The sequence below is a fragment of the Nonomuraea sp. ATR24 genome (assembly GCF_041950485.1).
GTDB lineage: Bacteria > Actinomycetota > Actinomycetes > Streptosporangiales > Streptosporangiaceae > Nonomuraea > Nonomuraea ceibae.
Genome location: NZ_JBGNUU010000020.1, coordinates 1 through 20,000, shown reverse-complemented (window position 1 = coordinate 20,000; position 20,000 = coordinate 1). Strand labels below are relative to the sequence as shown.

Annotated in this window: 24 protein-coding genes and 1 tRNA gene; 11 read left to right on the top strand and 14 right to left on the bottom strand. The window is 69.5% G+C overall.

Features of this window, described 5'->3' with window-relative positions:
- Positions 1-193: 193 nt before the first annotated feature.
- From ACBI99_RS35600 to ACBI99_RS35590, 3 genes are read right to left on the bottom strand one after another with little or no spacing between them, the layout of a single operon-like run.
- Complete coding sequence (locus ACBI99_RS35600) at positions 194-1,213, bottom strand: PucR family transcriptional regulator (RefSeq protein ID WP_375074471.1); 1,020 nt, start codon at positions 1,211-1,213, stop codon at positions 194-196.
- Positions 1,214-1,215: 2 nt separating this feature from the next.
- Entirely contained in the window at positions 1,216-2,007 is a 792-nt protein-coding gene (locus tag ACBI99_RS35595; RefSeq protein WP_375074470.1) for an ABC transporter permease subunit, read from the bottom strand.
- A complete protein-coding gene (locus tag ACBI99_RS35590) occupies positions 1,985-2,896 on the bottom strand; it encodes an ATP-binding cassette domain-containing protein (protein ID WP_375074469.1) in 912 nt (303 codons plus the stop codon). The genes ACBI99_RS35595 and ACBI99_RS35590 overlap by 23 nt, the downstream gene beginning before the upstream one ends.
- 121 nt (positions 2,897-3,017) lie before the next feature.
- Between ACBI99_RS35590 and ACBI99_RS35585 the strand changes: the two genes are divergently transcribed.
- On the top strand, positions 3,018-3,476 hold the full coding sequence (locus tag ACBI99_RS35585; protein ID WP_219503781.1) for a helix-turn-helix transcriptional regulator: 459 nt from the start codon (positions 3,018-3,020) through the stop codon (positions 3,474-3,476).
- A 24-nt stretch (positions 3,477-3,500) separates the two neighbouring features.
- Here ACBI99_RS35585 and ACBI99_RS35580 read toward each other — a convergent pair whose 3' ends face one another.
- On the bottom strand, positions 3,501-4,994 hold the full coding sequence (locus tag ACBI99_RS35580; protein ID WP_375074468.1) for a cobyric acid synthase: 1,494 nt from the start codon (positions 4,992-4,994) through the stop codon (positions 3,501-3,503).
- 122 nt (positions 4,995-5,116) lie between these two features.
- On the opposite strand from ACBI99_RS35580, the gene ACBI99_RS35575 reads away from it, so the two are divergent.
- The 4 genes from ACBI99_RS35575 to ACBI99_RS35560 all read left to right on the top strand — a co-directional run bounded on the left by ACBI99_RS35575 (position 5,117) and on the right by ACBI99_RS35560 (position 7,714).
- Positions 5,117-6,499 (top strand): MFS transporter, encoded by a 1,383-nt coding sequence (locus tag ACBI99_RS35575; RefSeq protein ID WP_375074467.1) that lies wholly within the window; start codon positions 5,117-5,119, stop codon positions 6,497-6,499.
- A 99-nt stretch (positions 6,500-6,598) separates the two neighbouring features.
- Positions 6,599-7,183, top strand: a complete 585-nt coding sequence (locus tag ACBI99_RS35570) for an ArsR/SmtB family transcription factor (protein WP_375074466.1) — start codon at positions 6,599-6,601, stop codon at positions 7,181-7,183.
- A gap of 22 nt (positions 7,184-7,205) precedes the next feature.
- Positions 7,206-7,421 (top strand): hypothetical protein, encoded by a 216-nt coding sequence (locus ACBI99_RS35565; RefSeq protein WP_357590076.1) that lies wholly within the window; start codon positions 7,206-7,208, stop codon positions 7,419-7,421.
- A gap of 59 nt (positions 7,422-7,480) precedes the next feature.
- Entirely contained in the window at positions 7,481-7,714 is a 234-nt protein-coding gene (locus ACBI99_RS35560; RefSeq protein WP_219503765.1) for a hypothetical protein, read from the top strand.
- A gap of 19 nt (positions 7,715-7,733) precedes the next feature.
- On the opposite strand, the gene ACBI99_RS35555 is transcribed toward ACBI99_RS35560, so the two are convergent.
- Positions 7,734-8,669: a cobalamin biosynthesis protein gene (locus ACBI99_RS35555; protein WP_219503762.1), complete on the bottom strand. Its 936-nt coding sequence runs from the start codon at positions 8,667-8,669 to the stop codon at positions 7,734-7,736.
- 8 nt (positions 8,670-8,677) lie between these two features.
- Positions 8,678-9,460, bottom strand: a complete 783-nt coding sequence (locus ACBI99_RS35550; protein WP_219503760.1) for an aminoglycoside phosphotransferase family protein — start codon at positions 9,458-9,460, stop codon at positions 8,678-8,680.
- Positions 9,461-9,505: 45 nt separating this feature from the next.
- Between ACBI99_RS35550 and ACBI99_RS35545 the strand changes: the two genes are divergently transcribed.
- Entirely contained in the window at positions 9,506-10,573 is a 1,068-nt protein-coding gene (locus ACBI99_RS35545; RefSeq protein ID WP_375074465.1) for an NADPH:quinone reductase, read from the top strand.
- 54 nt (positions 10,574-10,627) lie between these two features.
- Positions 10,628-10,701 (top strand) — tRNA-Arg (locus tag ACBI99_RS35540).
- A 222-nt stretch (positions 10,702-10,923) separates the two neighbouring features.
- Here ACBI99_RS35540 and ACBI99_RS35535 read toward each other — a convergent pair.
- The 8 genes from ACBI99_RS35535 to ACBI99_RS35500 all read right to left on the bottom strand — a co-directional run bounded on the left by ACBI99_RS35535 (position 10,924) and on the right by ACBI99_RS35500 (position 16,880).
- A complete protein-coding gene (locus tag ACBI99_RS35535) occupies positions 10,924-12,306 on the bottom strand; it encodes a tyrosine-type recombinase/integrase (RefSeq protein ID WP_375074464.1) in 1,383 nt (460 codons plus the stop codon).
- On the bottom strand, positions 12,303-12,494 hold the full coding sequence (locus ACBI99_RS35530; protein WP_357590068.1) for a helix-turn-helix domain-containing protein: 192 nt from the start codon (positions 12,492-12,494) through the stop codon (positions 12,303-12,305). The genes ACBI99_RS35535 and ACBI99_RS35530 overlap by 4 nt, the downstream gene beginning before the upstream one ends.
- Positions 12,491-14,104 (bottom strand): replication initiator, encoded by a 1,614-nt coding sequence (locus tag ACBI99_RS35525; RefSeq protein ID WP_375074463.1) that lies wholly within the window; start codon positions 14,102-14,104, stop codon positions 12,491-12,493. Before ACBI99_RS35525 ends, ACBI99_RS35530 begins: the two co-directional genes overlap by 4 nt.
- Complete coding sequence (locus tag ACBI99_RS35520; RefSeq protein WP_375074462.1) at positions 14,101-15,528, bottom strand: FtsK/SpoIIIE domain-containing protein; 1,428 nt, start codon at positions 15,526-15,528, stop codon at positions 14,101-14,103. The genes ACBI99_RS35525 and ACBI99_RS35520 overlap by 4 nt, the downstream gene beginning before the upstream one ends.
- Positions 15,529-15,612: 84 nt before the next feature.
- A complete protein-coding gene (locus ACBI99_RS35515; RefSeq protein ID WP_364178526.1) occupies positions 15,613-15,924 on the bottom strand; it encodes a hypothetical protein in 312 nt (103 codons plus the stop codon).
- Positions 15,921-16,148: a hypothetical protein gene (locus ACBI99_RS35510; RefSeq protein WP_357590060.1), complete on the bottom strand. Its 228-nt coding sequence runs from the start codon at positions 16,146-16,148 to the stop codon at positions 15,921-15,923. The genes ACBI99_RS35515 and ACBI99_RS35510 overlap by 4 nt, the downstream gene beginning before the upstream one ends.
- 39 nt (positions 16,149-16,187) lie before the next feature.
- Complete coding sequence (locus ACBI99_RS35505; protein ID WP_357590059.1) at positions 16,188-16,610, bottom strand: plasmid replication, integration and excision activator; 423 nt, start codon at positions 16,608-16,610, stop codon at positions 16,188-16,190.
- A 15-nt stretch (positions 16,611-16,625) separates the two neighbouring features.
- The gene (locus tag ACBI99_RS35500; protein ID WP_375074461.1) at positions 16,626-16,880 is read right to left on the bottom strand and encodes a hypothetical protein; all 255 of its coding nucleotides are present in this window, start codon (positions 16,878-16,880) and stop codon (positions 16,626-16,628) included.
- A 169-nt stretch (positions 16,881-17,049) separates the two neighbouring features.
- Here ACBI99_RS35500 and ACBI99_RS35495 point away from each other — a divergent pair, with 169 nt between their 5' ends.
- From ACBI99_RS35495 to ACBI99_RS35480, 4 genes are all read left to right on the top strand, one after another.
- Positions 17,050-17,379: a hypothetical protein gene (locus ACBI99_RS35495; RefSeq protein ID WP_357590055.1), complete on the top strand. Its 330-nt coding sequence runs from the start codon at positions 17,050-17,052 to the stop codon at positions 17,377-17,379.
- 2 nt (positions 17,380-17,381) lie between these two features.
- Entirely contained in the window at positions 17,382-17,933 is a 552-nt protein-coding gene (locus ACBI99_RS35490; protein ID WP_364178514.1) for a hypothetical protein, read from the top strand.
- A 24-nt stretch (positions 17,934-17,957) separates the two neighbouring features.
- Positions 17,958-18,329 carry a hypothetical protein gene (locus ACBI99_RS35485; RefSeq protein WP_375074460.1) on the top strand — a complete coding sequence of 124 codons (372 nt, stop codon included), beginning with the start codon at positions 17,958-17,960 and terminating at the stop codon, positions 18,327-18,329.
- Positions 18,330-19,693: 1,364 nt separating this feature from the next.
- Complete coding sequence (locus ACBI99_RS35480) at positions 19,694-19,882, top strand: GntR family transcriptional regulator (protein ID WP_375074459.1); 189 nt, start codon at positions 19,694-19,696, stop codon at positions 19,880-19,882.
- The last annotated feature ends 118 nt before the right edge of the window (positions 19,883-20,000 follow it).

The following is a 20,000-nucleotide window of genomic DNA, read 5'->3' as shown; positions in this document are numbered from 1 at the left end:
CGGCCTCGTCCCAGACGACGAGCTCGCCGGTGACGGGGTCGTGCGCGTAGCTGGCCGGCAGCCGGTGCAGGTCTCCGGCGGGCACGTGGAAGCCGGTGTCGGTCATCCCCTGGGCCTGATCGAGCTGGGGCCGAACCCGCTGCGGCAGCCGGAGCGGGTGCTCGCTTCCTCGACGGCCTGCAGACCAGGCTCGTCACTCCCACGGCCAGTCCAGCAGGCGGGCGCCGAGAACGGCGGTCTCCAACGTGAAGCGCTGGGTGGGGTCGTCGGGCGAGAAGCCGGTCAGGCGGCGGATGCGCTGCAGCCGGTAGGTGACGGCGCGGGCGCTGAGCCCGAGCCTGCGGGCGGCGGCCGTCTGGTTGCCCTGGGCGGCGAAGACGGCCTCCAGGGTCTCCAGGAGCGGCGCGTGACCGCCGCGCGCCTCCAGCAGCGGGCTCAGCACGCTGGTCACCAGGTCCTCCATGGCGCTCCTGTCGCGCAGCAGCACGGGGAAGACGAGCAGGTCGGCGGCCCTGACGACGTCGTGCTTGAGCCCGAGGCGGTCGGCCAGGTCCAGGGCTCCGGCGGCCTCGCGGTAGGAGGCGACGATGCCGCTGGGGCCGCGCTGCGGACGTCCGACGCCGACGCGCCAGCCTGCCGGGAAGCGGGCGCGTACGTGATGGGTGAACTCGCCGACGGCGGCGGGCAGCGTGGCGGGGGCGACGCACACGAGCAGGCCGTCGCGGACGGCGAGCAGGATGTTGTGGGAGCCGAAGCGGGCGATGAGGTCGCGTTCGATGCGTTCGGGCTGGGCGGCGTCCGCCGGGTCGGCGAGGCCGCGGGCGGCGGCCACGACGTACGACTCGGCCAGGCGCAGGCCGAAGTGCTCGGCGCGTTCGGCGAGGCGTTCGGCGCGGCCCAGCAGCAGGTCGTCGACGAACTGCCGGCGCTCGGCCGAGGCGCCGCGCAGGGCGTCGAGCTGGGCCTGCTCGTACCCGGCGAGGAGCGCGGCGATGGCCCTGCGCAGGGCGGGCAGCACGCCGGGGAGCCCGTCGGCGGCGGCGAGCGCCGCGTCGACCAGCGCCGGGAGCGGGACGCCCAGCTCGGCGGCGCGGGCTCCGGCGGCGCGGTTGGCGTCGAGCGCGGCCCGGTCGGGCAGCCGGCCGCTGCGGGCGGCCAGCCGGAGCGCGTGAAGGTGCCCGCCGAGCAGCTCAGCGGGCACCTCGGGGGTCACGGTCAGACTCCTACGTCGCGTCTGTCGAAGGCGAGCACGGCGGTGAGCACCAGCACGGCGCTCGCGCCCGCCAGCACAAGGTAGTCCCCCACGGGAAGCCCCTGGTAGAGGGGGCGTCCGGCGGCGTAGTAGTGGAACGGCGAGAGCCACTTGAGCCAGGCGACCGCCTCGACGTTCTGGCCGACGGTGACGACCATGTAGCCGAGCACGGCCCACACGCCGGCCAGGGCCAGCGAGGGGGCCCGGCGGCCGGAGGCGGCGCCGGCGGCGAGCGTGAGGCTGCCGAAGAAGAGCCCGACCAGGTAGACGCCGATGTGGGCGGCGATCAGCCGGTCGGCGCCGACGCCGAGCGCGACGCCCTCGGCCAGCGCCCAGGTGACCAGCAGCGTGACGACGGCCACGGCCAGCAGGCCGAGCGCGAAGGCGGCGAAGCGCTCCAGGAGCAGCCGCCGCCGGGCCACCGGCAGCGTGACGACGAGCTCCAGCGTGCCGGCCTCCTCGGGCTGGGCCAGGGCGCGGTTGGCGACGAGCATCGCGCACACCGCGAACAGCATGGGCACGAACAGCTGGTAGACGACCGACTGCAGGTAGCCGGCGCCGCTGGTCATGTCCTGCAGCCCGCCCATGAGGTCACGCAGCGCGCCGGGGAACTTGGCCAACGCCTGCGCCCCATAAAGATCGGGATTCTCCCGAATACTGGGATAAATCCCTAAATACATGGTCATGAAGGCGCTGATCCCGATCGCCCACCAGATCAGCGACCGCCTGAAGTCACGCAGGCTCTTGGCGATCATCGTCTCGCCCCTCCTCGCTGTAGTAGGTGAGGAAGATCTCCTCCAGATCCGGCTCCTCGCTGACCAGGTGCACCACGGTGAACCGGGCCGCCGCCTTGACCAGCGCGTCCGGCCGCCCGTCGATCGTGCAGCTCAGCGCCGCCCCCTCCACGCGCAGCTGCCGCACCCCGGGCAGCCCGGCGAACGCCTCGGCCGGGACCGGCGCGTCGAAGTGCAGCTCCACCCGGCGCACCGCCTTCTCCCGCAGCGCCGCCACGTTCTCGACCGCGACCAGCCGCCCGGCCCGTACGATGCCGACCCGGTCGGAGACGTGCTCCACCTCGGCCAGCACGTGCGAGGACATGAGCACGGTCCGGCCGGAGGCGCGCACCTCGCGCACCATGGCCAGGAACTCCTGCTGCACCAGCGGGTCGAGCCCGCCGGTCGGCTCGTCGAGGACGAGCAGCTCCGGCTCGTGCATGAACGCCTGGATGAGCCCGACCTTCTGCTTGTTGCCCTTGGAGAGCTTGCGCATCGGCACGGACAGGTCGGCGTCCAGCCGTTCGGCCAGCGCCCGGATCCGGGCGGGCGGCACGCCGCCGCGCACCCGGGCGAGGAAGGCGAGGTAGTCCCGGGCCCGTTCCCTGCCCTCCAGCGCCAGCTCGCCCGGCAGGTAGCCGATCCTGGCGCGCACGGCGGCCTCCCGCGAGCCGGCGCCGAGGACGGTGACGTGGCCGCGGGTGGGCCTGATCACGTCGAGGAGCAGCCGGATCGTGGTGGTCTTGCCCGCGCCGTTCGGTCCCAGGTAGCCGAAGACCTCTCCCGGCCGGATCTCCAGCGTGAGATCCTCCAGGCCCCGGCGCCTGCCGTAGTACTTCGTCAGCCCTTCGGCCCGCACCACCGCTGTCATGCCGGAATGATCCCGCCCGGTCCCCGTCCGCGTCACCGGCCGGATCCGGCAGCGAGGGAGGCGGTTCGCTTCCGGCACCCGGCAACACCGTTTATCCGGAATTCCTGAGTACAGTGCTGGCGTGGACATCGAGGAACGGGTGCGCGCCCTGGAGGCCCGCGTCGCCGCCCTGGAAGGCGGGCAGGCCGTCGCGGCCCCCGCCGACGACGACACCGGCCGCGTCGTCTACGGCGGCGAGGCCAGGCTGGGCGGCTACCGGTGGCGGTGGGAGTCGGCCCGCTCCCCCGGCTGGCTCGTCGAGCGCCCGGCCGCGCCGATGGCCGCCGTGCTCGCCGCCGCCGGCCACCCCGCCAGGCTGCGCATCCTGCAGCTGCTGCTCAGCGGCCCGCGCCCGATCGCCGACCTCCAGAGCGAGCTGGCGCTGGCCTCGCAGGGGCAGCTCTACCACCACCTCAAGACGCTCGCCTCGGCCGGCCTGGTCGAGCAGCCCGAACGCGGCGTCTACCGGGTGCCGCCGCAGGCCGTGTTCCCGGTGCTGGCCCTGGCGGCCGCGGCCACGGACGTCGCCGGCCGGGAGTGAGCGGGGCGGAGACCGCGCTGGAGGTCATCTGCACCTGGGTCGCGGAGCGCCGGGCGGCAGCGTCGGCGCCCCGGGCGGGCCGTCCGTGATGAGGTCGAGCAGCGCGCCGGTGTCGAGGTGCTGCTCGACGAGGTCGCCGAGCGCGTCCAGGCGCTCCTCGCGCAGCCGGGCGAAGTCGGTGGCGGGGTCGGGGACGAAGTCACGCCCGGCGCGGGCCGCCACGTCGGCCAGGAAGGCGCGCCTGAACCCGTCGTTCTCCAGCGCGCCGTGCCAGGTGGTGCCCTGAACGGCGCCCACCCGGCAGCCGTCCAGGAACGGCTCGCCGCCCTCGACCGTGGCCCGGCCGTGGTGGATCTCGTAGCCGCGCACCGGCTGCCCGTACGCCTCGCCGTACGGCCTGCCCAGGATCTTGCCGGCGGCGAACTCGACGCGCACGGGCAGCAGCCCGAGGCCGTCGACGCGGCCCGCGCCCGACTCCACCTCGTCGACGATCTCACGCCCGAGCATCTGGAAGCCGCCGCAGATGCCGAGGATCGGCCCGGTACGTGACACGAGCGCGTCGGCCAGGCCGGTGCGGCGCAGCCAGGCCAGGTCGGACACGGTGGCGCGGCTGCCGGGCAGCACCACGAGGTCGGCGTCCTCCAGCCCGGCGGGGTCGGTGACGAAGCGCACCACCACGCCCGGCTCGGCGGCCAGGGCGTCCACGTCGGTGAAGTTGGAGATGCGGGGCAGCCGCACGACCGCCACGCGCAGCGTCCGCCTGCCGTACGGGGGGCGCGCCGCGACCGTGCGGCCGTCCAGGGCCAGCGAGTCCTCCACGTCCATCCACAGCCCGTCGAGCCAGGGCAGCACCCCGTACACGCGCCGCCCGGTCAGCTCCCTGAGCTGGTCGAGGCCCGGTTCGAGCAGCTCACGCGCGCCGCGGAACTTGTTGACCACGAACCCGGCGACGAGCGCCTGGTCGGCGGCCTCCAGCAGGCCGACGGTGCCGTAGAAGGCGGCGAACACCCCACCCCTGTCGATGTCGCCGACCACGATCACCGGCAGGTTCGCGGCCCTGGCCAGGCCCATGTTGGCGATGTCGCCGGGGCGCAGGTTGATCTCGGCGGGGCTGCCCGCGCCCTCGCAGACGACCACGTCGTAGCTGTCGCGCAGCCGCGCCAGCGACTCCAGCGCGGTGGCGCGCAGCAGGTCGCGCAGCTCGCCGTACTCCATCGCGTCGACGTCGGCGACGGGGCGGCCCATGAGCACGACCTGGCTGCGCCGGTCGCTGCCGGGCTTGAGCAGGATCGGGTTCATGTCGGCGACCGGCTCCAGGCCCGCGGCCTGCGCCTGCATCGCCTGCGCCCGGCCGATCTCCGCGCCGTCGGCGGTGACGTACGAGTTGAGCGACATGTTCTGCGCCTTGTACGGCGCGACGCGCACGCCCTGGCGGGCCAGCCAGCGGCAGATGCCCGCGGTGACCACGCTCTTGCCGGCGTCGGAGGTGGTGCCCGCGACCAGGAGTGCGCCCTTCACCTGGAGCAGGTTAGTGGGAAATCGTGAGGAACCACCCATTTACGAATCCTGTGACTTCTGCCACTCTAACTAGAACGTTCGCCTAGAACAGAATTCTAGATTTTCCTCCTGGAAGGTGAGGCATGGTCGGAACGCTGGGTTCGCCCCGGACCGGCAGGATCGACGCGGCCGCCCGGGCGCCGTTCGGCTGGGCGCCGCTGGTGGTGCTCTTCATCGTCGGACTCGTCGACCGCATGGAAGCCAACCTGCTGTCGGGCGTGCTCCCCCTGGTGCAGCGGGAATGGGGCTTCAGCGACACCGCGGCCGGCTCCATCCCCACGGCGGCGGCGCTGGCGGGGGCGATCGTGGCCATCCCGGCCGGCTACTTCGCCGACCGGTACAACCGCACGCGGATCATCGCCGTCGTGGTCTTCATCTGGGCCGTCGCCACGCTCGGCACCGGCCTGGCGACCGGATTCGTCATGTTCTACCTGATGCGGGTGCTGCTCGCCGCCGCCGAGAACATCGACAACCCCGCCTCCGGCAGCCTGCTCGCCGACTACTACCCGCCTGTCACCCGGGCCAAGGCGTACGGCCTGACCCGCGTGACGACCTACCTGGGCGGCGTCGGCACCCTGCTCGGCGGGGTGCTCGGCGAGGCGTACGGGTGGCGGAACGCGTTCATGATCATGGTGATCCCGGGCCTGCTCACCGCCGTGCTCGTCTGGATGCTCAAGGAGCCCCGCCGGGGCGAGCTGGACCGGATCGTCGCCCGCTCGGCCACCACCGGCGCCACTGGCACCACGGGCACCACCGGCACCGTCGGCGCCGAGCCGGTGCCCGCCCCGACGCCCGACACCGTCCCGACCACGGAGAAGGTGCCGTTCGGCAGGCAGATGCGGCAGGTGCTCACCATCCCGTCGCTGGTGTTCGTCTGCGTGGGGCTCGGGCTGCTCACGCTGGGCCTGGCCGGGGTGTTCTTCTGGCTGCCGACGCTCATGGTCCGCACCTTCGGCGTCGCGGCCGGCACCGCGGGCTCGGTGTCCGGCCTGATCACCATCGCGGGCACGCTGACCGGCACGCTGATCGGCTCCTGGCTGGGCCGCACCTGGCACGGCACCCGCAAGGGCGGACGCCTGCTGGCCGGAGGCGGCGGCATCACGATCGGCGCGCTCGTCCTGGCCGTCGCGCTGTCGATGGACTCGCTGTGGCCGATGGCGATCCTCACCCTCATCGCCTGCACGTCCATGTCGGTCGCCATCCCCAACATGACCGCCTGCCTGGCGGACGTGGTGCCGGCCAGCGCCCGGGGGCTCGGCTTCGCCGCGCTCCAGCTCCTCATCACCGGCTGCGGAGCGTTCGGCTCGCTCATCGTCGGCATCGCCTCGGACCAGCTCGGCTCGCTGGTCGGCGGCATGTACATCCTGATCGTCCCGATGGTGATCGGCGGCCTGCTCACGCTCGGCGCCCGCGCCTCCTTCGAGCGCGACGCCGCGAAGGTCCTCGACGCCGCCCGCCACTCCTGACCCGCCCCCGGCCCCCGCACACCCCGGGGGCCGGGCCTCAGGGTGCTGAGATGCGAAAGAAAAGTTGCGCAATTTTCGCTTCGCATCTACGCTCGGGGCATGGCACGGGATGAGAACCGCCGCATCACCGATCTCGGCACGCTCAAGGCACTGGCCCACCCGCTGCGCCTGAAGCTCTACCGGGCGCTGTCCCACGCGGGCACGGCCACCGCCTCCCACCTGGCCGACCAGGTCGACGAGGCGGTCTCCCTCGTGAGCTACCACCTGCGCAAGCTCGCCGCCCACGGCCTCATCCTGGAGGCCGAGCCGCAGAGCGCCGACGGCCGCGAGCGCTGGTGGCAGATCGACCGCGGCCTGCAGATCCAGGACCGCGACTTCCGCGACGTCCCCGAACGGGCAGCCGCCTACGCGTCCTTCACCCGGCTGGCCTTCCGCGAGCACAACGAGCTCTACGAGCGCTACCTCGACGAGCAGTCCGCCTGGGACCCGGAGTGGCGCGCCGCCGCCTTCAGCTCCCAGTATCTGCCCCGGCTCACCGCCGACGAGCTGACCCGGCTCAACGACGAGCTCGCCGAGGTGCTGCGGCGCTGGGAGGCGCACGCCACGTCAGCCGCCGAGGCGGGCGACGTCGAAGGCCGCGAGAACGTCGTCCTGCACCTCTACGGATTCCCCACGCGCCCCTGACCGGCGCAAGGAGGCCACCCCCATGCATCCCGACATCCACCTACGCCTCGACCGCATCCGCGCCGCCGAGCTGCGCGCGGACGCCCGGCGGTGGCGGCGGGCCCGCCATCACCGGCCCGCCCGCACCGCCTGGGCGGGCGCGCTCGGCTGGGCCATGATCGAGGCGGGTCTGAGGCTGGTGCAACACAGCGCGACCAGGCGGGCAGCAGTGACTGAAATTTCAGGAGATTTGATCTGAACTTATGGTGTATCAAGGTGCACGGGCCGTACTCCTTCTGGGTGTCAGAGGAGGCTTTCGTGAATTCTTCAGATGGCCGCGTCATCCTGTTCCTGATCATCGCCGTCACCGTGTTCGTCGCCGGGCGCCGCTACCAGTCGCTGATCTCGTCACGTCAGGTGTGGCGCGACACCATGAAGGCGGCCTCGGCGCGCAAGCTCGTCGCGTCCAACGCCGCCAGGTCCATGCTGTGGGTGGGCGTCGTGACCCTGTTCGTCTTCTGGCTGGTCGCCAACCTCAATCGCATCATGTGAGCCTCGCCGCCGGGCGCGCTCAGGCACGCCGCCGGGCCACGCGCCCGGCGGCGGCCAGCACGGCGGCGCCGGCGGCAGCCCAGCACACGGCCCGCGTCAGCCGCACGGCCCGCCGGATGTCGGCCACCTCCGGCTTGCGCCCGTCGCCCATCGTGGGCCGGTGCTCCGTACGCCCCCCGTACACGTTGGCCCCGCCCAGCGTCACGTCCAGCGCCCCCGCGAACGCCGCCTCGCACCGCCCGGAGTTGGGGCTGGGGTGCCGCCCGCCGTCGCGCAGCAGCACGGCGAGCGTCCGCGCCGGCGCGGGCCCGGCCAGTACGGTGATCAGCCCGGTCAGCCGGGCCGGCGCGTAGTTGGCCACGTCGTCCAGCCGCGCCGCCGCCCACCCGAAGCGCCGGTAGCGCGGCGAACGGTGCCCGACCATCGCGTCCAGCGTGTTGATCGCCCGGTAGGCCAGCAGCCCCGGAATCCCCGCCACCGCCCCCCAGAACAGCGGCGCCACCGCCGCGTCCGAGGCGTTCTCGGCCAGCGACTCCACCGTGGCCCTGGCCAGCTCGGGCGCCTCCAGCCCGGACGGGTCGCGCCCGCACAGGTGCGGCAGCCGGGCCCGGGCCGCCGCCAGGTCGCCGGCCTCCAGCGCCGCCGCCATGTGGGCGCCCTCGCGGGCCAGCGTGGTGCCGCCGAGCACGGCCCACGTCGCCGCCGCGGTCAGCGCGACGCGGGCCGGACGGTTCGGCACCCGCTCGGCCAGCACGCCGAGCGCCGCCGCGCTCCCCACGCAGATGGCCACGTGGAGCACGCCGTTGGTCTTCGCGTCCGCGTACAGCCTGGACTCCAGCTTGGCGGCGGCGCTGCCGAACAGCGCGACGGGATGCCCCCGGCGCGGGTCGCCGACGACCGCGTCGAGCACCACTCCCAGCGCGAGCCCGGCGGCACGATCACCCTGAATACGCATGAAGCACATCAGATCAGATGCGCGTACAGCTCATCCTCGTGGGAGTCCAGCCAGGCCGACGCCCGGCGGATCCGCTCCCCCGCGCCGTCCGCCCACATCCGCGCCCAGTTCCCGCCGCCGTCCGCGCGGGTGCGCATGACCTCGTACGACCGGTGGAAACGCAGTCTGGCCAGCTCCAGCAGCCGGCGCCGATCCCGGGGCGGAACCCCGTACACGTCGCAGAACACCCGCAACCGCTCCCCCACCTCGACGCCGCGCAGCAGCGGATGCCGGTCGACGGGGTCGGCGATGGGCGCCCAGTGCCGCAGCGTGGTCACGACGTCGAACAGCCGCGTGGTCGGCCGGGCCAGGTCGAAGTCGATCATCCCCACCGGCACCTGATCACGAAAAATCACGTTGTCCGGTCGTAAGTCACAATGCCCGATGATCTGCGGGGGCGCGTCGTCGTTCGACCCGCCCTCCCACCGGTGCCCGCTCAACGGGAACCCGGCCGTCGCGTCGTGGAACTCACGCAGCAGCCCCGCCACCCCCGCGAGCGCCTCCTCACCGGCGCTCGCCGCGCTCAGCCCGCTCGCGCCCGGCAGAAAACTGAGCACCTCACGCCCGAGCCCGTCGACCCCCAGCACCCTCGGCGCCCCCTCGAACCCGGCCGCCTCCAGGTGCCTGAGCAGGGCGTGCACAGCGGGCGTGGCCGGACTGACGGGCCTGCGCACGGTGTCACCGACGCGCACCACCCCGTCGGTCACATCCCCGCCCTGCAGGGGTATTTCATGCAGGAGCGTCGCGAACATGCCAAGAGATCCTAGACCGAAACCGCCGTTCCGATGGAGAAAATCATGCACGCCGCCTACATCACCGCCCCCGGCCCGCCGGAGGCCATCACCTGGGGCGAACTCCCCGTCCCCGGCCGCGGCCCCACGGACGTGCTGGTACGGGTGCGCGCCGTGGCGGCCGACCCGGTGGACACGTTCGTACGCTCCGGCGCCTACCCCGTCCCCATGCCCCTCCCCTTCGTCATCGGCCGCGACCTCGTCGGCCACGTCGAAGCGTCCGAAACCACCGCCTTCCCGCCCGGCCTGCCCGTCTGGTGCAACAGCCTCGGCCACGGCGGCAGGCAGGGCTCCTTCGCCGAGTACGTCACGGTCCCCGCCGACCGCCTCTACCCCGCCCCCGACGACCTCGACCCGCTCGACCTGGTCGCCGCCGCGCACCCCGCCGCCACCGCCTGGCTCGCCCTCGTCCGCCACGGCCACCTGCGCCCCGGCCACCGCGTCTTCATCGGCGGCGCGGCCGGGAACGTCGGCTCCGCCGCCGTCGCCCTCGCCGCCTCCTCAGGCGCCACTGTCATCGCCACGGCCCACCCGCGCGACCACGCCCACGTCCGCGCCCTCGGCGCCGCCGACGTCCGCGACTACCGCACCGACCCCCCAGCCGCCCACCCAGCCGGCGACCCCGGCGGCCCCGGCGGCCCCGGCGACCCCGATGACTCCGGCGACTCCGGCGACTCCGGCGACCAGACACCCGACCAGCCGGACATCCGCGACTCCATCGACCTGTACGTGGACACCTCCGGCCAGGGCGACCCCGCCACGGCCATCGACCGCCTCGCCCACCGCGGCCGCCTCGTCATCATGTCCGGCCTCCGCCAGGCCCCCGCCCTCCCCCTCGGCCGCCTCTACACCAAGGACGCCACCGTCACCGGCTTCGCCATCAGCAACGCCACCGTCCCCGAACTCGCCGACGCGGCCGCCGGCGTCATCCACCTCCTCCGCACCACCGCCTGGCGCCCCCGCATCACCGCCCGTCTGCCCTTGTCACAGGCGGCCGAGGCCCACCGCATGCTCGAGGACGGCCGAGCCCGCGGCAGGGTGGTCCTGGAGGCGTCCGGGGGCGGCGGGAGCTGACACGGAGAAAACGTGTGCATGACAAGTCGCCGGATCATGCACAATAAGGCAGGAGCGCCCTTAGCTCAGCTGGATAGAGCACCGGACTTCTAATCCGACGGTCGCAGGTTCGAATCCTGCAGGGCGCGCTTCCGAGACCAGGCAATCCACGGGTTGACCTGGTCTTTTGCATGATCGCCCCGGTTGCCTCGTACGCAGCGGGAGGCCGCCGAAAGCAGCCCTGTGCCACTGCTCACGGAACATACGCGGAATGCTCGCCGCCACGTTCCCCCAGGTCGGCGCGGCTGTTTGGGTGAACGGAACGGCGAAAGGACCCCGAGGTGTCCCGGGGTCCTGTCGTAGCTCCTGCGTCACGCCGCAAGTGCTTCCAAGATGCGCCGGTTGGCGATCTCCTGTTGGCCGTCGATGCACTTGGCGTAGACGCGGAGCATCACGTCCACGCCGTGTCCCGCTCTCACGGCCGCTTCCGGGGCGTGCACGCCCGCGTTGAGCCAGAGTGACACGGCCGCGTGCCGGAGATCGTACGGTCGGCCCGCCAGAGGAGAGGCGACCTGGTCAGGGGTGAAGGCGTACGTCCGAGCCTCCTGCCATACCTTCGCGTAAGCCGAACCGGAGATCACACCACCCGTGCGTGTACGGAAGAGCCGGCCGTCCTCGCCGACTCCGAACGCCGCGATGTGAGCCCGCAGGATGGCCACCAGTTCGGGCGGGATGGGCACGGTGCGCGTGTCCTTCACGTCCCGATGCTTCAGCCCGCGCTCCTCGTGAGCCTGTCCAGAGTCGGTGTACCGCCTGTTGCTCTGTGGCCTGGTCTTCTCCAGGGTCAGCAACCCCCAGCCCCTCTCTGGGAGTCGGCAGTCCTTCTGCCTCAGTCCCGCCGCCTCTGCCGGGCGAAGGCCGCCGAAGTACATGCAGGCGAACATGGCGGCCAGCATCGGCCCGCGCGACCGCCCCACGTAGGTCACTGCGATGAGCAGTTCACGCGCCTGGCTGGGGCTGATCACCGAGCGCCGATCGACCTCGCCGCTCACCTTGACCTTGCGGAACTTGACCTTGTGCAGCGGATTTGCCGAAAGCTCTTCCAGCTCCACGGCGTATTCGAGCGCGTGATGGAAGACGGCCCGCTTGCGGCGGTAGGTCGAGGTCGCCGCAGGCTTGCCGTCCAGGCACAGCGCCAGGGCTTCCAACGCCGCACGGGCGTGCTTGGTCTCTTCCAGAGCGCTCAGCGGATGCGAAGCACCTTCCAGCCAGCGGACAGCGCGAACGATCTCCGGTGTCGGCTCTTGCCTGCGCTCGTCGGGCAGGAAGGAGTACTCGCGCAGTGCCCGCCGGATGATCTCGTCGGATGGACGGCCGGGTGCGTCGCCGGCCAAGACGCGGGTAACGGTGGCCAGCGTGTCGGTCATGCCCTCTCGGGACTTCGCCGCCGCATGAGGCCAGCACGCACGGACGTACGCGACGGCGAAGGCGTACCAGGTCCGCGCATCCTTGGCCTTCGCCATCGAAGAGGGAAGACCGCTATCCAGATCGAAGGCTTCGCCCTTCTTGGCCGCCTGCCGCAGGTCAGACAGGAAGCTCTCGGCCAGGCCCTTGGTCTTGAAGGTCTGCGACTTCTCGCGGCTGCCGACCGTCCACCGCACGGTGTGGGAGACGATCCGGGGCTTCTTGCCGGGCTTGTCTGCTCTGGTGTTGGTACGGATGTCCCAGAATTTGACCTTGTAGGAAGTGGTCATGCGGCGCTCCTGAGGGATTCGAGCCAGGCTTCGAGGTCGCTGCGGTAGATGCGGAGTTCGCCGTTGGGCAGGCGGATGCCGTTCGGTGCCTTGCCGATCTCGCGCCAGCGGTAGAAGGTGCGGCGGGAGACGCCGCCGAGTTCGTCGAGGACCTGGGCGACGGTCAGCAGCTCATCTCGTCTGCTCACGCGGCCCTCCCCATGTCCTCGGTTGCCGAAGGATCTTGTCCGGCTGCTCTCGCTTCCAGCTCCCTGAGGTGGGCTCGCCAGCGTTGGCGTTCGGCCACGGTGCGCAAGAGGCGTACGGCGAGCGGCGGCACGTTGGCATCACCGGCCGGAACGGGCCGCCAGACATAGCGGTGTGGGTCGATGGGCTGGTCGGTCTGGCCGAGGGCTTCCAGGACCCAGGTGCGGCGGTCCTGCCGGTGTTCGGCGAGGGTCTTGTTGGACCACTTGCGGGAGACCAGGACGCGGCGCCCGGCGTAGCCGAGGTGTTCGGGCTTGTGCGCCTTGGACCGGCACCGGCCGGGCTGCATGCCGGGCTTGGCGTTCTTGGGCTGGACGCCGTAGCGGAGCCAGTTGGGGCAGGTGGGCGAGCAGGGTTCGTAGCGGAGGGCGTCGACCATGCGGGCGGTGTGCTCGCGTTGGGCCTGGCCGCCGTCGAGGGTGTCGCCGATGGACTTGGTCAGGTACTTGGACAGATACCGGATGCACTGGTCAGCGTCCGGCGTACCGGCAAGAACACCTTGCACGTCCACCTGATCGCCGAAGCGGATCACGTGGAGAGGCTCGGCGTCCTCGTCGAGGGAGTCGAGGGCCTCGTCCCAGGTGGCCAGGACCTCACCGGTGATCGGGTCGAGATAGCCGGCCTCCTCGTCCCACACCGGTAGTTGATCACCGTCGAAACGCACTTTGTCGGCTTGAGGCCACCACACCTGGTGATAGGTGGCCGCCACGATCTGCTTGATCTCCGTGCGCGGCAGGGTGCCCCGGATGGCCATGTGCAGGTGCGGAGCGAGCCGCTTCTGAGGCTCGACAGCCGCGAAGTACTGCACGTCATAGCCCGCGACCCGGCGAAGGTTCTGCACGAAGCGGTCTACGAGCTTGGAGAAGTGCAGCGCGTCCCGAGCAGCTCGCCGGTAGTCGTAGGTGCCGGGATCGATCGGGACGCCGTCGCGGATCTTGCCGTAGCTGGGCAGGGTGAGCGTGACGAACAGCGACGGCCGGTAGGTCTTGCCGTCCGTGCTGGTGAAGGTGCGCCCAAGAGTGGTGTTGGTCATCTTCCGCTTGGGCAGATCCGGAGCATCCTGCCGTCGCCGGGTCGAGCGGGAGCGCTTGGGCACCGCGGATCCGGTGACGCTGCCCCGCACGCCAGCGGCGTTGATCTCGACATCGAGGCCGGACAGGACGGCGTCCAGATCGGTCGTGTCGTCGCCGGCCTGCTCAGCGGCATCACGCTTGGCCTGCATGTCAGCGCGGAACTCGACCAACCAGCGCTGTTCCTCGTTCGGCTCATCCGGCGTGATGGCCGGTTCGGTGTCGAGGTGCCAACCCTCGCGGCATTGCGCCATGCGGAGCTGCCGGTTGCGCTTGGCGCACGGCGGGCACTTGCTGTCGAGGACGGCCCCACACGGAACGTCGATGATCTCGGATTTGCCGGTGACGATGTCGAGTCGCCGCAGCGGGACGGGCCTGATGCAGACCCCGTGAAGCTTGGCGACCTCTTCGAGTACGTCTCGGGCCATCGGCATGGCTTGGCGGACGGCCCGAGGTAGAGCGCGGTCGTGCACATGGGTCATGCGGCCCTCCCTTCGTCGGCGGCGGCGGCGACCATGGAGCAGATGTCGTGATCGGAGACGTAGGCGGCGCGGACTCGGACGGGTTCGGGGCTGGCTTCCAAGCGGACGTAGCCGACGCCCGCGCCCAGCTCTGGAACGGGTGAGATGTGGTCAGCGAGGGCGCCCCGGTCGCGTGCGCCGTCGCCGAGGACCATGTCCACCTGTTCCGACTCGTCCAGCCTCAGGGCGATCTTGTCGGGGAACAGGTTGCGGATGTTCATGACCTCTTTGCGCGGGTCCTGCAACGCGGCCAGGACGCCGACGCCGACCGCGCGGCCTTGCGTGGTGAGCGTGGCCAGCGCGGCGGAGATGCGCTGCCGCAGTTGCCGGTCGGACTGGTAGGCGGTCAGGAACGCCACCTCGTCGACCACGACCAGGACGAACGGGTCATCGATGGTGGGGGTGTGAGAGCGCTGGAGACCGGCGAACTGGGTGGCCCGCTTCTGCATGACGCTCACGGCCTCGTCCAGCAGGTCGGCGCACTCTTCCGGACTGGCCGCGTACCTGGAGCCGAAGAGAGCGCGTCCGTAGGAGAGCTCCATCAGCTTGGGGTCCAGAGCCCACAACTCGACCAGGCCTGCTCTGGCGGCGGGGAGCAGGGCGCGGATGACAGACCAGATGATCGACCCCTTGCCGGCCCCGGTCGCGCCCGCTACAAGGACGTGGGTGCCATGCACCTTCAACCGCCACGGTCGCCCGTCTTCCCGTCTGCCGATCTCGACCGGTCCCACGGTCGGTTCTTCTCGCAGGGGAAGGGCTGGTAGAGGCGAGGCGAGCGGGTCCTTACGTGGGAAGGTCAGTGTCAGCCGACCGGCCTGAGACAGAGCGACTCGGCACGACTTCGCGCCGAACCCCTGGGCCAGGTGATCGCTACGGTCGGTCCAGTCCTTGACCGCCTGGCCTTTGAGCATGCGCACGGTGACCACGTCGGCCCACGATGAACACGTGACCTTGCACAGCGGAGGCAGGTAGTCACGGCCCCGGAGGTGACGGCCGAGACCTGAGACGACCATGACGGGCTGCCAGTGCCGCCGGTAGATCCAGACGAGTCGCCACCAGGCCAGCAGCCGGTAGCCGACCAGGTGGGCGAAGGACGGCCGGTCGATGTACCCCCATGAGGCCAGGGCCAGGGCGACTGTGCCGAGCAGGGACGCCGCCATGGGCCAGCCGTAGACGTACCAGGTAGCGCCGAGGACAGCCGGGACGGCGGTGGCCATGGGGTGGCGGCAGATCGTACGGACGAGCCCGGCAAGCAGACGCCAGGCGAGGATGATGATGGTGAGGATGGCGGGAGTGGTGACGACGGCCGGGCGGAAGACAACGGCCGTGTCGGGCGTGGTGGAGACGAGGTTGCGCGCCTCGTCGCCAGGCAGCCGCTTGAACATAAGCTGGGAACCTCTCGTGATGTGGAGTCAGGGGAGAACCGAGGGGCCGCCGGAAGTTGCCGCTTCCAGCGGCCCCGCCTCATGTCAGGTCGCCGGGTCGGTGGCGTCCTTGTCGGCCTGTTCGGCGTGCAACTGCTCGCAGTCGGCCAGGTAGCGGGCAGCGGCGGTGAAGATCTCGCGGGCGGTGGCCAGGTCGGCATCGGTGACCGGGCCGGCTCCGGTGGTGGAGATATGCACGTTCGCCTCCGGGGAGCTGAACTTCAGGTACGGTCGCGGCTCGTTGAGCAGCAGCCCGGCGCAGACCGTCAGGCGCGGCGTGTAGAAGGAGACGTCGACCTGAGGCGTGGACTCCGGTCGTATGAACAAGGTGACGTAGGTGTACGAGCCGAGAGTCACGCCGCCACCCCCTTGCCATCGGGCAGTCCGTAGAAGCTGCGCTCCAGGGATCGGGCAAAGCGGTGGGCCTCGCGAGCGAGCTGGCGTGCGAACTCCAGGTCCTCCGCCGTCACGGGTCCATCCGTGGTGACCAGGACGGAGGTCGCGCCGAAGTCGAGCGCCAGGACGGGCTGACGGCGCGGGAACGGGTGGTTGAGCGTGCGAGCGGCATGCCCGGTGGTCAACCGGATCACGCTGTTTCGCGGGGTACGGCGACGAGTCATCTAGGCGGCGTCCTTTCCGGCCGAAGCCTTGCCCGCTGCCTGCGCGGGCTGGGTGAGTGCGTGCATCTCACGGACCTTGATCGAGTACGCGAGACGGCCCGTGGCGTTGACGTACGGCGTAACCGTGATGCCGTCGAAGGCGACCGGGGTGAACGGCAGGCCCGGCATCGGCTGAGGCGGGACCGGTTGAACCGGCGCCAGGATCTTGACCGCGACCGTCTTCTGCGCGGGCTTGAGGGTCGGGTCACCGTCCATGACCGCGACCTGCCAGACCAGCTCTCCGGTCTGCTTGTCGCGGGCCTGCACGAACCGGCCGCTGGACGAGGCGTCGAAGTCCTTGACGGGCTCGACCTCGCCCACGACGTAGCAGCCGTGCGGGAAGACCATGGCGAAGGTAACGGGAATGGGGCCTTGCAGAGCCATAACGGCTCTCCTCTCTTACCTGTCTGACGTTTGAACTCGCGGTGCTTCCGCAAGCACCGTTACGTGCTTCTGAAAAGCGCCCGCAGACGCGTCTGGGCAGTGCTCCAGGACGTCCGCCACGGCGTGAAGCGCAATGATCACTATCGGCAGCACCGTGGTGGCCAGCACCGTGGAAGCCAGGCCATCCGCGCAGTTGTCCATCAACTCGGCCACGATGCGGATAGTCATGATCAAACGGGAGCGTTTGGCATCTTCGAGACCCAACACCATTGATCACTCCAATCCCTCATCGTTGGCCGCAGCAGCCGTTTCCCCTGACAGGGCCCCGTGTAGGGGGGGCTGCACGAATGAACGTACAGGGGGCCCTACACGTCCGTCAAGGGGGGGCTACACGTGTTGCGGTATAGCCCCCTCTGAACGGAGCGCGTACGCTGCCCCCATGGCGAAGGAAGACGTGAGCGAGGCGGTTCAGACCGCGCTTGCATCCCTCGAACACGCCTTCGATGCCGCGCTTGCAGTGATCAATGCAGAGCCTGACCCGAGTCAGGCGTATGCGGGTGCGACGGAACTGGTCGAGACGCTCAGGCGGCTTGTCGAGACCTCAGGCGATCAACGAGCCCTGTCCGCAGCCCGCATTTTTGAGCATGAGCAGATGTCGTTGGCCGGCCTGGCTGACCGCATCGGGGTATCGAAAGCTCGCGCAGCCCAACTGATGAAAACTGCCAAAGATGTCGGTGGGCGAAGCGGAAATTCAGCGGAGGGAAGCTAATAATGAGCAAGCCGACAGAGGTGATCGTTGAGGTCTGGCCCGTTTCGGCCGACGACGTTGGCCTATGGCTCATCAGCGGCATCGATGCCTGGCGCTCGGGTCCCGTACAGCAGGACAGCGATCCTCACAGCGCCGTAATCGGCCTCCTGGCGAAGAACGACGCGGAAGACGGCGTAAAGCTCCTCCACTCGACATCCTGGCGCGCAGATGGAACCGCCGTCATTCTCACTTACGTAGCCGTACTCGGATGCGGCGCTTTCGTACGCGATAAGTGGGAGCAGGCTGCCCCGATCAGTCCCGCCCTCCCCGATGCGGTCGGAAAGCCGATTCCCGTCGAGGCCACGGACGCACCGATCCCGAGGTATATCGACGTCCTCATGCATGGCTTGCGACATCTGCAATTCCTACTGCAAACAGACTCTGCCGCGCGTACGGCCTTGTGTGGGAGGTGGCCGGATCACCTAGCAGCCTTTCGCCCAGCGCTGGCCGGTATGTACGACCACGAGCACGGACAAGAGCCGATCACTCTTCCCGAAGGGCTGGAGGCGCGCTAGTCGGGGAGACCTATGCACGATGACATGGAAACGATCGGCGAGAACGGGGAGCGTTTCGTGCAGGAGCGGGAACAGACAAGAAGCGCCGAACTGGATCAGCTACATGTCCAGCAGCGCGCCATGGAAGCACTTCGGGACCTTCTTTCACGTACCGAGAATGAAGGTCTTGCCGTACTCACTTGGACTATCGCAAGCAGCCCATCAACATCAGCCCTCGTCGCGGTCTGTGACACCGGTGATGCAGGCGAACGCCGCAGAGGATTCGAAGAATGGTGCGACGCTCTCGGGGCTACCCGACTAGCCGACGAGGTTAGTGGCCAAGGGAGTACCAGGCTGCGGGCACGAGTGGTGGACACCTATCTTGACCTGTCCATCGATCTTGTTGCTGATGTGTGAGCTCCGTCGAGGCAGGTCAGCGTGCCAAGGCTGTCAAAGCCCTTGGACATGGCAGCTAGGACGCGGCCCTGCGACGGGCGGCCCTGATTAGCTGATCTGCGCGTGCCTTCGAGATGCCCAGCTTGTCCGCCAACCTTCTTCGCGAGAGATTTTCGGCGTCAGAAATTTTTGCAGCACACCTGGCCCGAGCCAGCGCAGCATCATCGGCGAGCTTTCGCATGCAGTCCGCTAAACAAGTGGCAATATGGTACGCCGCATCGAGATCAGCCATTCCCTGGAGGCTCGCGTTGATCTGCTCGTATGCGTACTTGATCGGTTCGAGGGCGGCAGAATCATTCGACGTACGAGAGATGTCTTCTCCAGGGGAGTTCATTCGGCAGCCTCGCTCGTCGTATCCTTGTCTCTCCCTCTTTTCTGCGCGCCAACCTTCCGAACCATCGGCAGATGCGTTTTGCGGTGTTCTTCCAGCAGGTGATCCCATTTTTGGCGTGCGAACCTATATTGTCCTCTGGCTGTTTCTAGAAGGCCGTCGGCGGTACGCTGGAGCACGAAGAAGAGTCCGCCCTGAGACGCCCATTCGTATATGCCGCAGCAGGATGTCTCACGGATTCGGACTGTGCCCGCCGGCACGAATGGTATCCAGGCTGTCTCAGCACTATGTGACATCTTTGGCACTCCGTACTGACTCAGTATCTCGTGATGTTGCTCATGTGCCAGCACTAGAATGTCCCAGACGGGGCGAGCCTCTTCCCATGCGCCTCTTGCTGCCATTTCCGGGCCGTCTTTCGTTTTCCGCAGGACGACGTATGTGTCATTATCGATTGCCCATACATACGTATTGCAGCACGCAATGACTTCGATGATGGACGGCTCCTCTGAAGAGTTGAAAGGCTCCCATGAGATGCCTGCCGCATGTTTGATCGCCGCGAACCTGGCCGCCCTACCCTTCCTGCCCATTGGCCGACTCCAATCAGAAATAGCCGACGGTTGCACGGCGGTTCCTGCGCCAAATGCACAGAATGGCCAGCGAGATCACAGAGTCCGCCGTCAATTCGGAAGCGCTACAACGGGAGCCCTCAAACGCAGTCACCTTTGGCATTGGTCTCGCATGCCACAGGCCCGAGGTGTCGCGCCAGACATAGAAGCGCCGGAAGGCCGCACGCAAGCTCGGGTCAAGCAACTGACCCGAGCGCGCGTCTTCGGCCGGGCGGTGTCGCGGCAGGTTAGGGCCCTCTCGATCTCCATGGCGAGTCACGCAAGAAGCATACCTCTATAGGTATGGCCTCCTCTAGTACTTGTACACACTCCTACATCTACGGGTAGCACACTGATAGTGCAGGTAGGCGCTTGCTTAGTGTTCGAGCGTGCTCGACCGTGAGGGGCCTGTACTCCTATATGTGCAGATTGCAGACCAGATCAGGCAGCGCGTCGCTTCCGGCGATCTCGCGCCCGGTTCTGCCGTGCCCTCCGAGGTAGAGATGGTGAGGACCTACGGTGTGACACGACAGACGGTCCGTCGAGCGATCCAGCTCCTCAAGGAGGAGTGGGCTTGATCCGGTTTGACGGACATCCGAGATCAGGGGTTCGTCCCCGGAAGGATGTCCATGATGGAGAGCATGGGGAAGAAGAAGCCGCGTCCTCGCCGCTCGTTCACGCCGGAGTTCAAGGCCG

Coding starts and splice junctions, on each gene's coding strand:
- ACBI99_RS35520 (WP_375074462.1), bottom strand. CDS start 15,528: ATGTTCAAGCGGCTGCCTGGCGACGAGGCGCGCAACCTCGTCTCCACC.
- ACBI99_RS35550 (WP_219503760.1), bottom strand. CDS start 9,460: ATGTTCGCGACGCTCCTGCATGAAATACCCCTGCAGGGCGGGGATGTG.
- ACBI99_RS35570 (WP_375074466.1), top strand. CDS start 6,599: ATGGCACGGGATGAGAACCGCCGCATCACCGATCTCGGCACGCTCAAG.
- ACBI99_RS35565 (WP_357590076.1), top strand. CDS start 7,206: ATGCATCCCGACATCCACCTACGCCTCGACCGCATCCGCGCCGCCGAG.
- ACBI99_RS35495 (WP_357590055.1), top strand. CDS start 17,050: ATGGCGAAGGAAGACGTGAGCGAGGCGGTTCAGACCGCGCTTGCATCC.
- ACBI99_RS35535 (WP_375074464.1), bottom strand. CDS start 12,306: ATGACCACTTCCTACAAGGTCAAATTCTGGGACATCCGTACCAACACC.
- ACBI99_RS35500 (WP_375074461.1), bottom strand. CDS start 16,880: ATGGTGTTGGGTCTCGAAGATGCCAAACGCTCCCGTTTGATCATGACT.
- ACBI99_RS35525 (WP_375074463.1), bottom strand. CDS start 14,104: ATGACCCATGTGCACGACCGCGCTCTACCTCGGGCCGTCCGCCAAGCC.
- ACBI99_RS35490 (WP_364178514.1), top strand. CDS start 17,382: ATGAGCAAGCCGACAGAGGTGATCGTTGAGGTCTGGCCCGTTTCGGCC.
- ACBI99_RS35590 (WP_375074469.1), bottom strand. CDS start 2,896: ATGACAGCGGTGGTGCGGGCCGAAGGGCTGACGAAGTACTACGGCAGG.
- ACBI99_RS35595 (WP_375074470.1), bottom strand. CDS start 2,007: ATGATCGCCAAGAGCCTGCGTGACTTCAGGCGGTCGCTGATCTGGTGG.
- ACBI99_RS35485 (WP_375074460.1), top strand. CDS start 17,958: ATGGAAACGATCGGCGAGAACGGGGAGCGTTTCGTGCAGGAGCGGGAA.
- ACBI99_RS35505 (WP_357590059.1), bottom strand. CDS start 16,610: ATGGCTCTGCAAGGCCCCATTCCCGTTACCTTCGCCATGGTCTTCCCG.
- ACBI99_RS35545 (WP_375074465.1), top strand. CDS start 9,506: ATGCACGCCGCCTACATCACCGCCCCCGGCCCGCCGGAGGCCATCACC.
- ACBI99_RS35555 (WP_219503762.1), bottom strand. CDS start 8,669: ATGCGTATTCAGGGTGATCGTGCCGCCGGGCTCGCGCTGGGAGTGGTG.
- ACBI99_RS35575 (WP_375074467.1), top strand. CDS start 5,117: ATGGTCGGAACGCTGGGTTCGCCCCGGACCGGCAGGATCGACGCGGCC.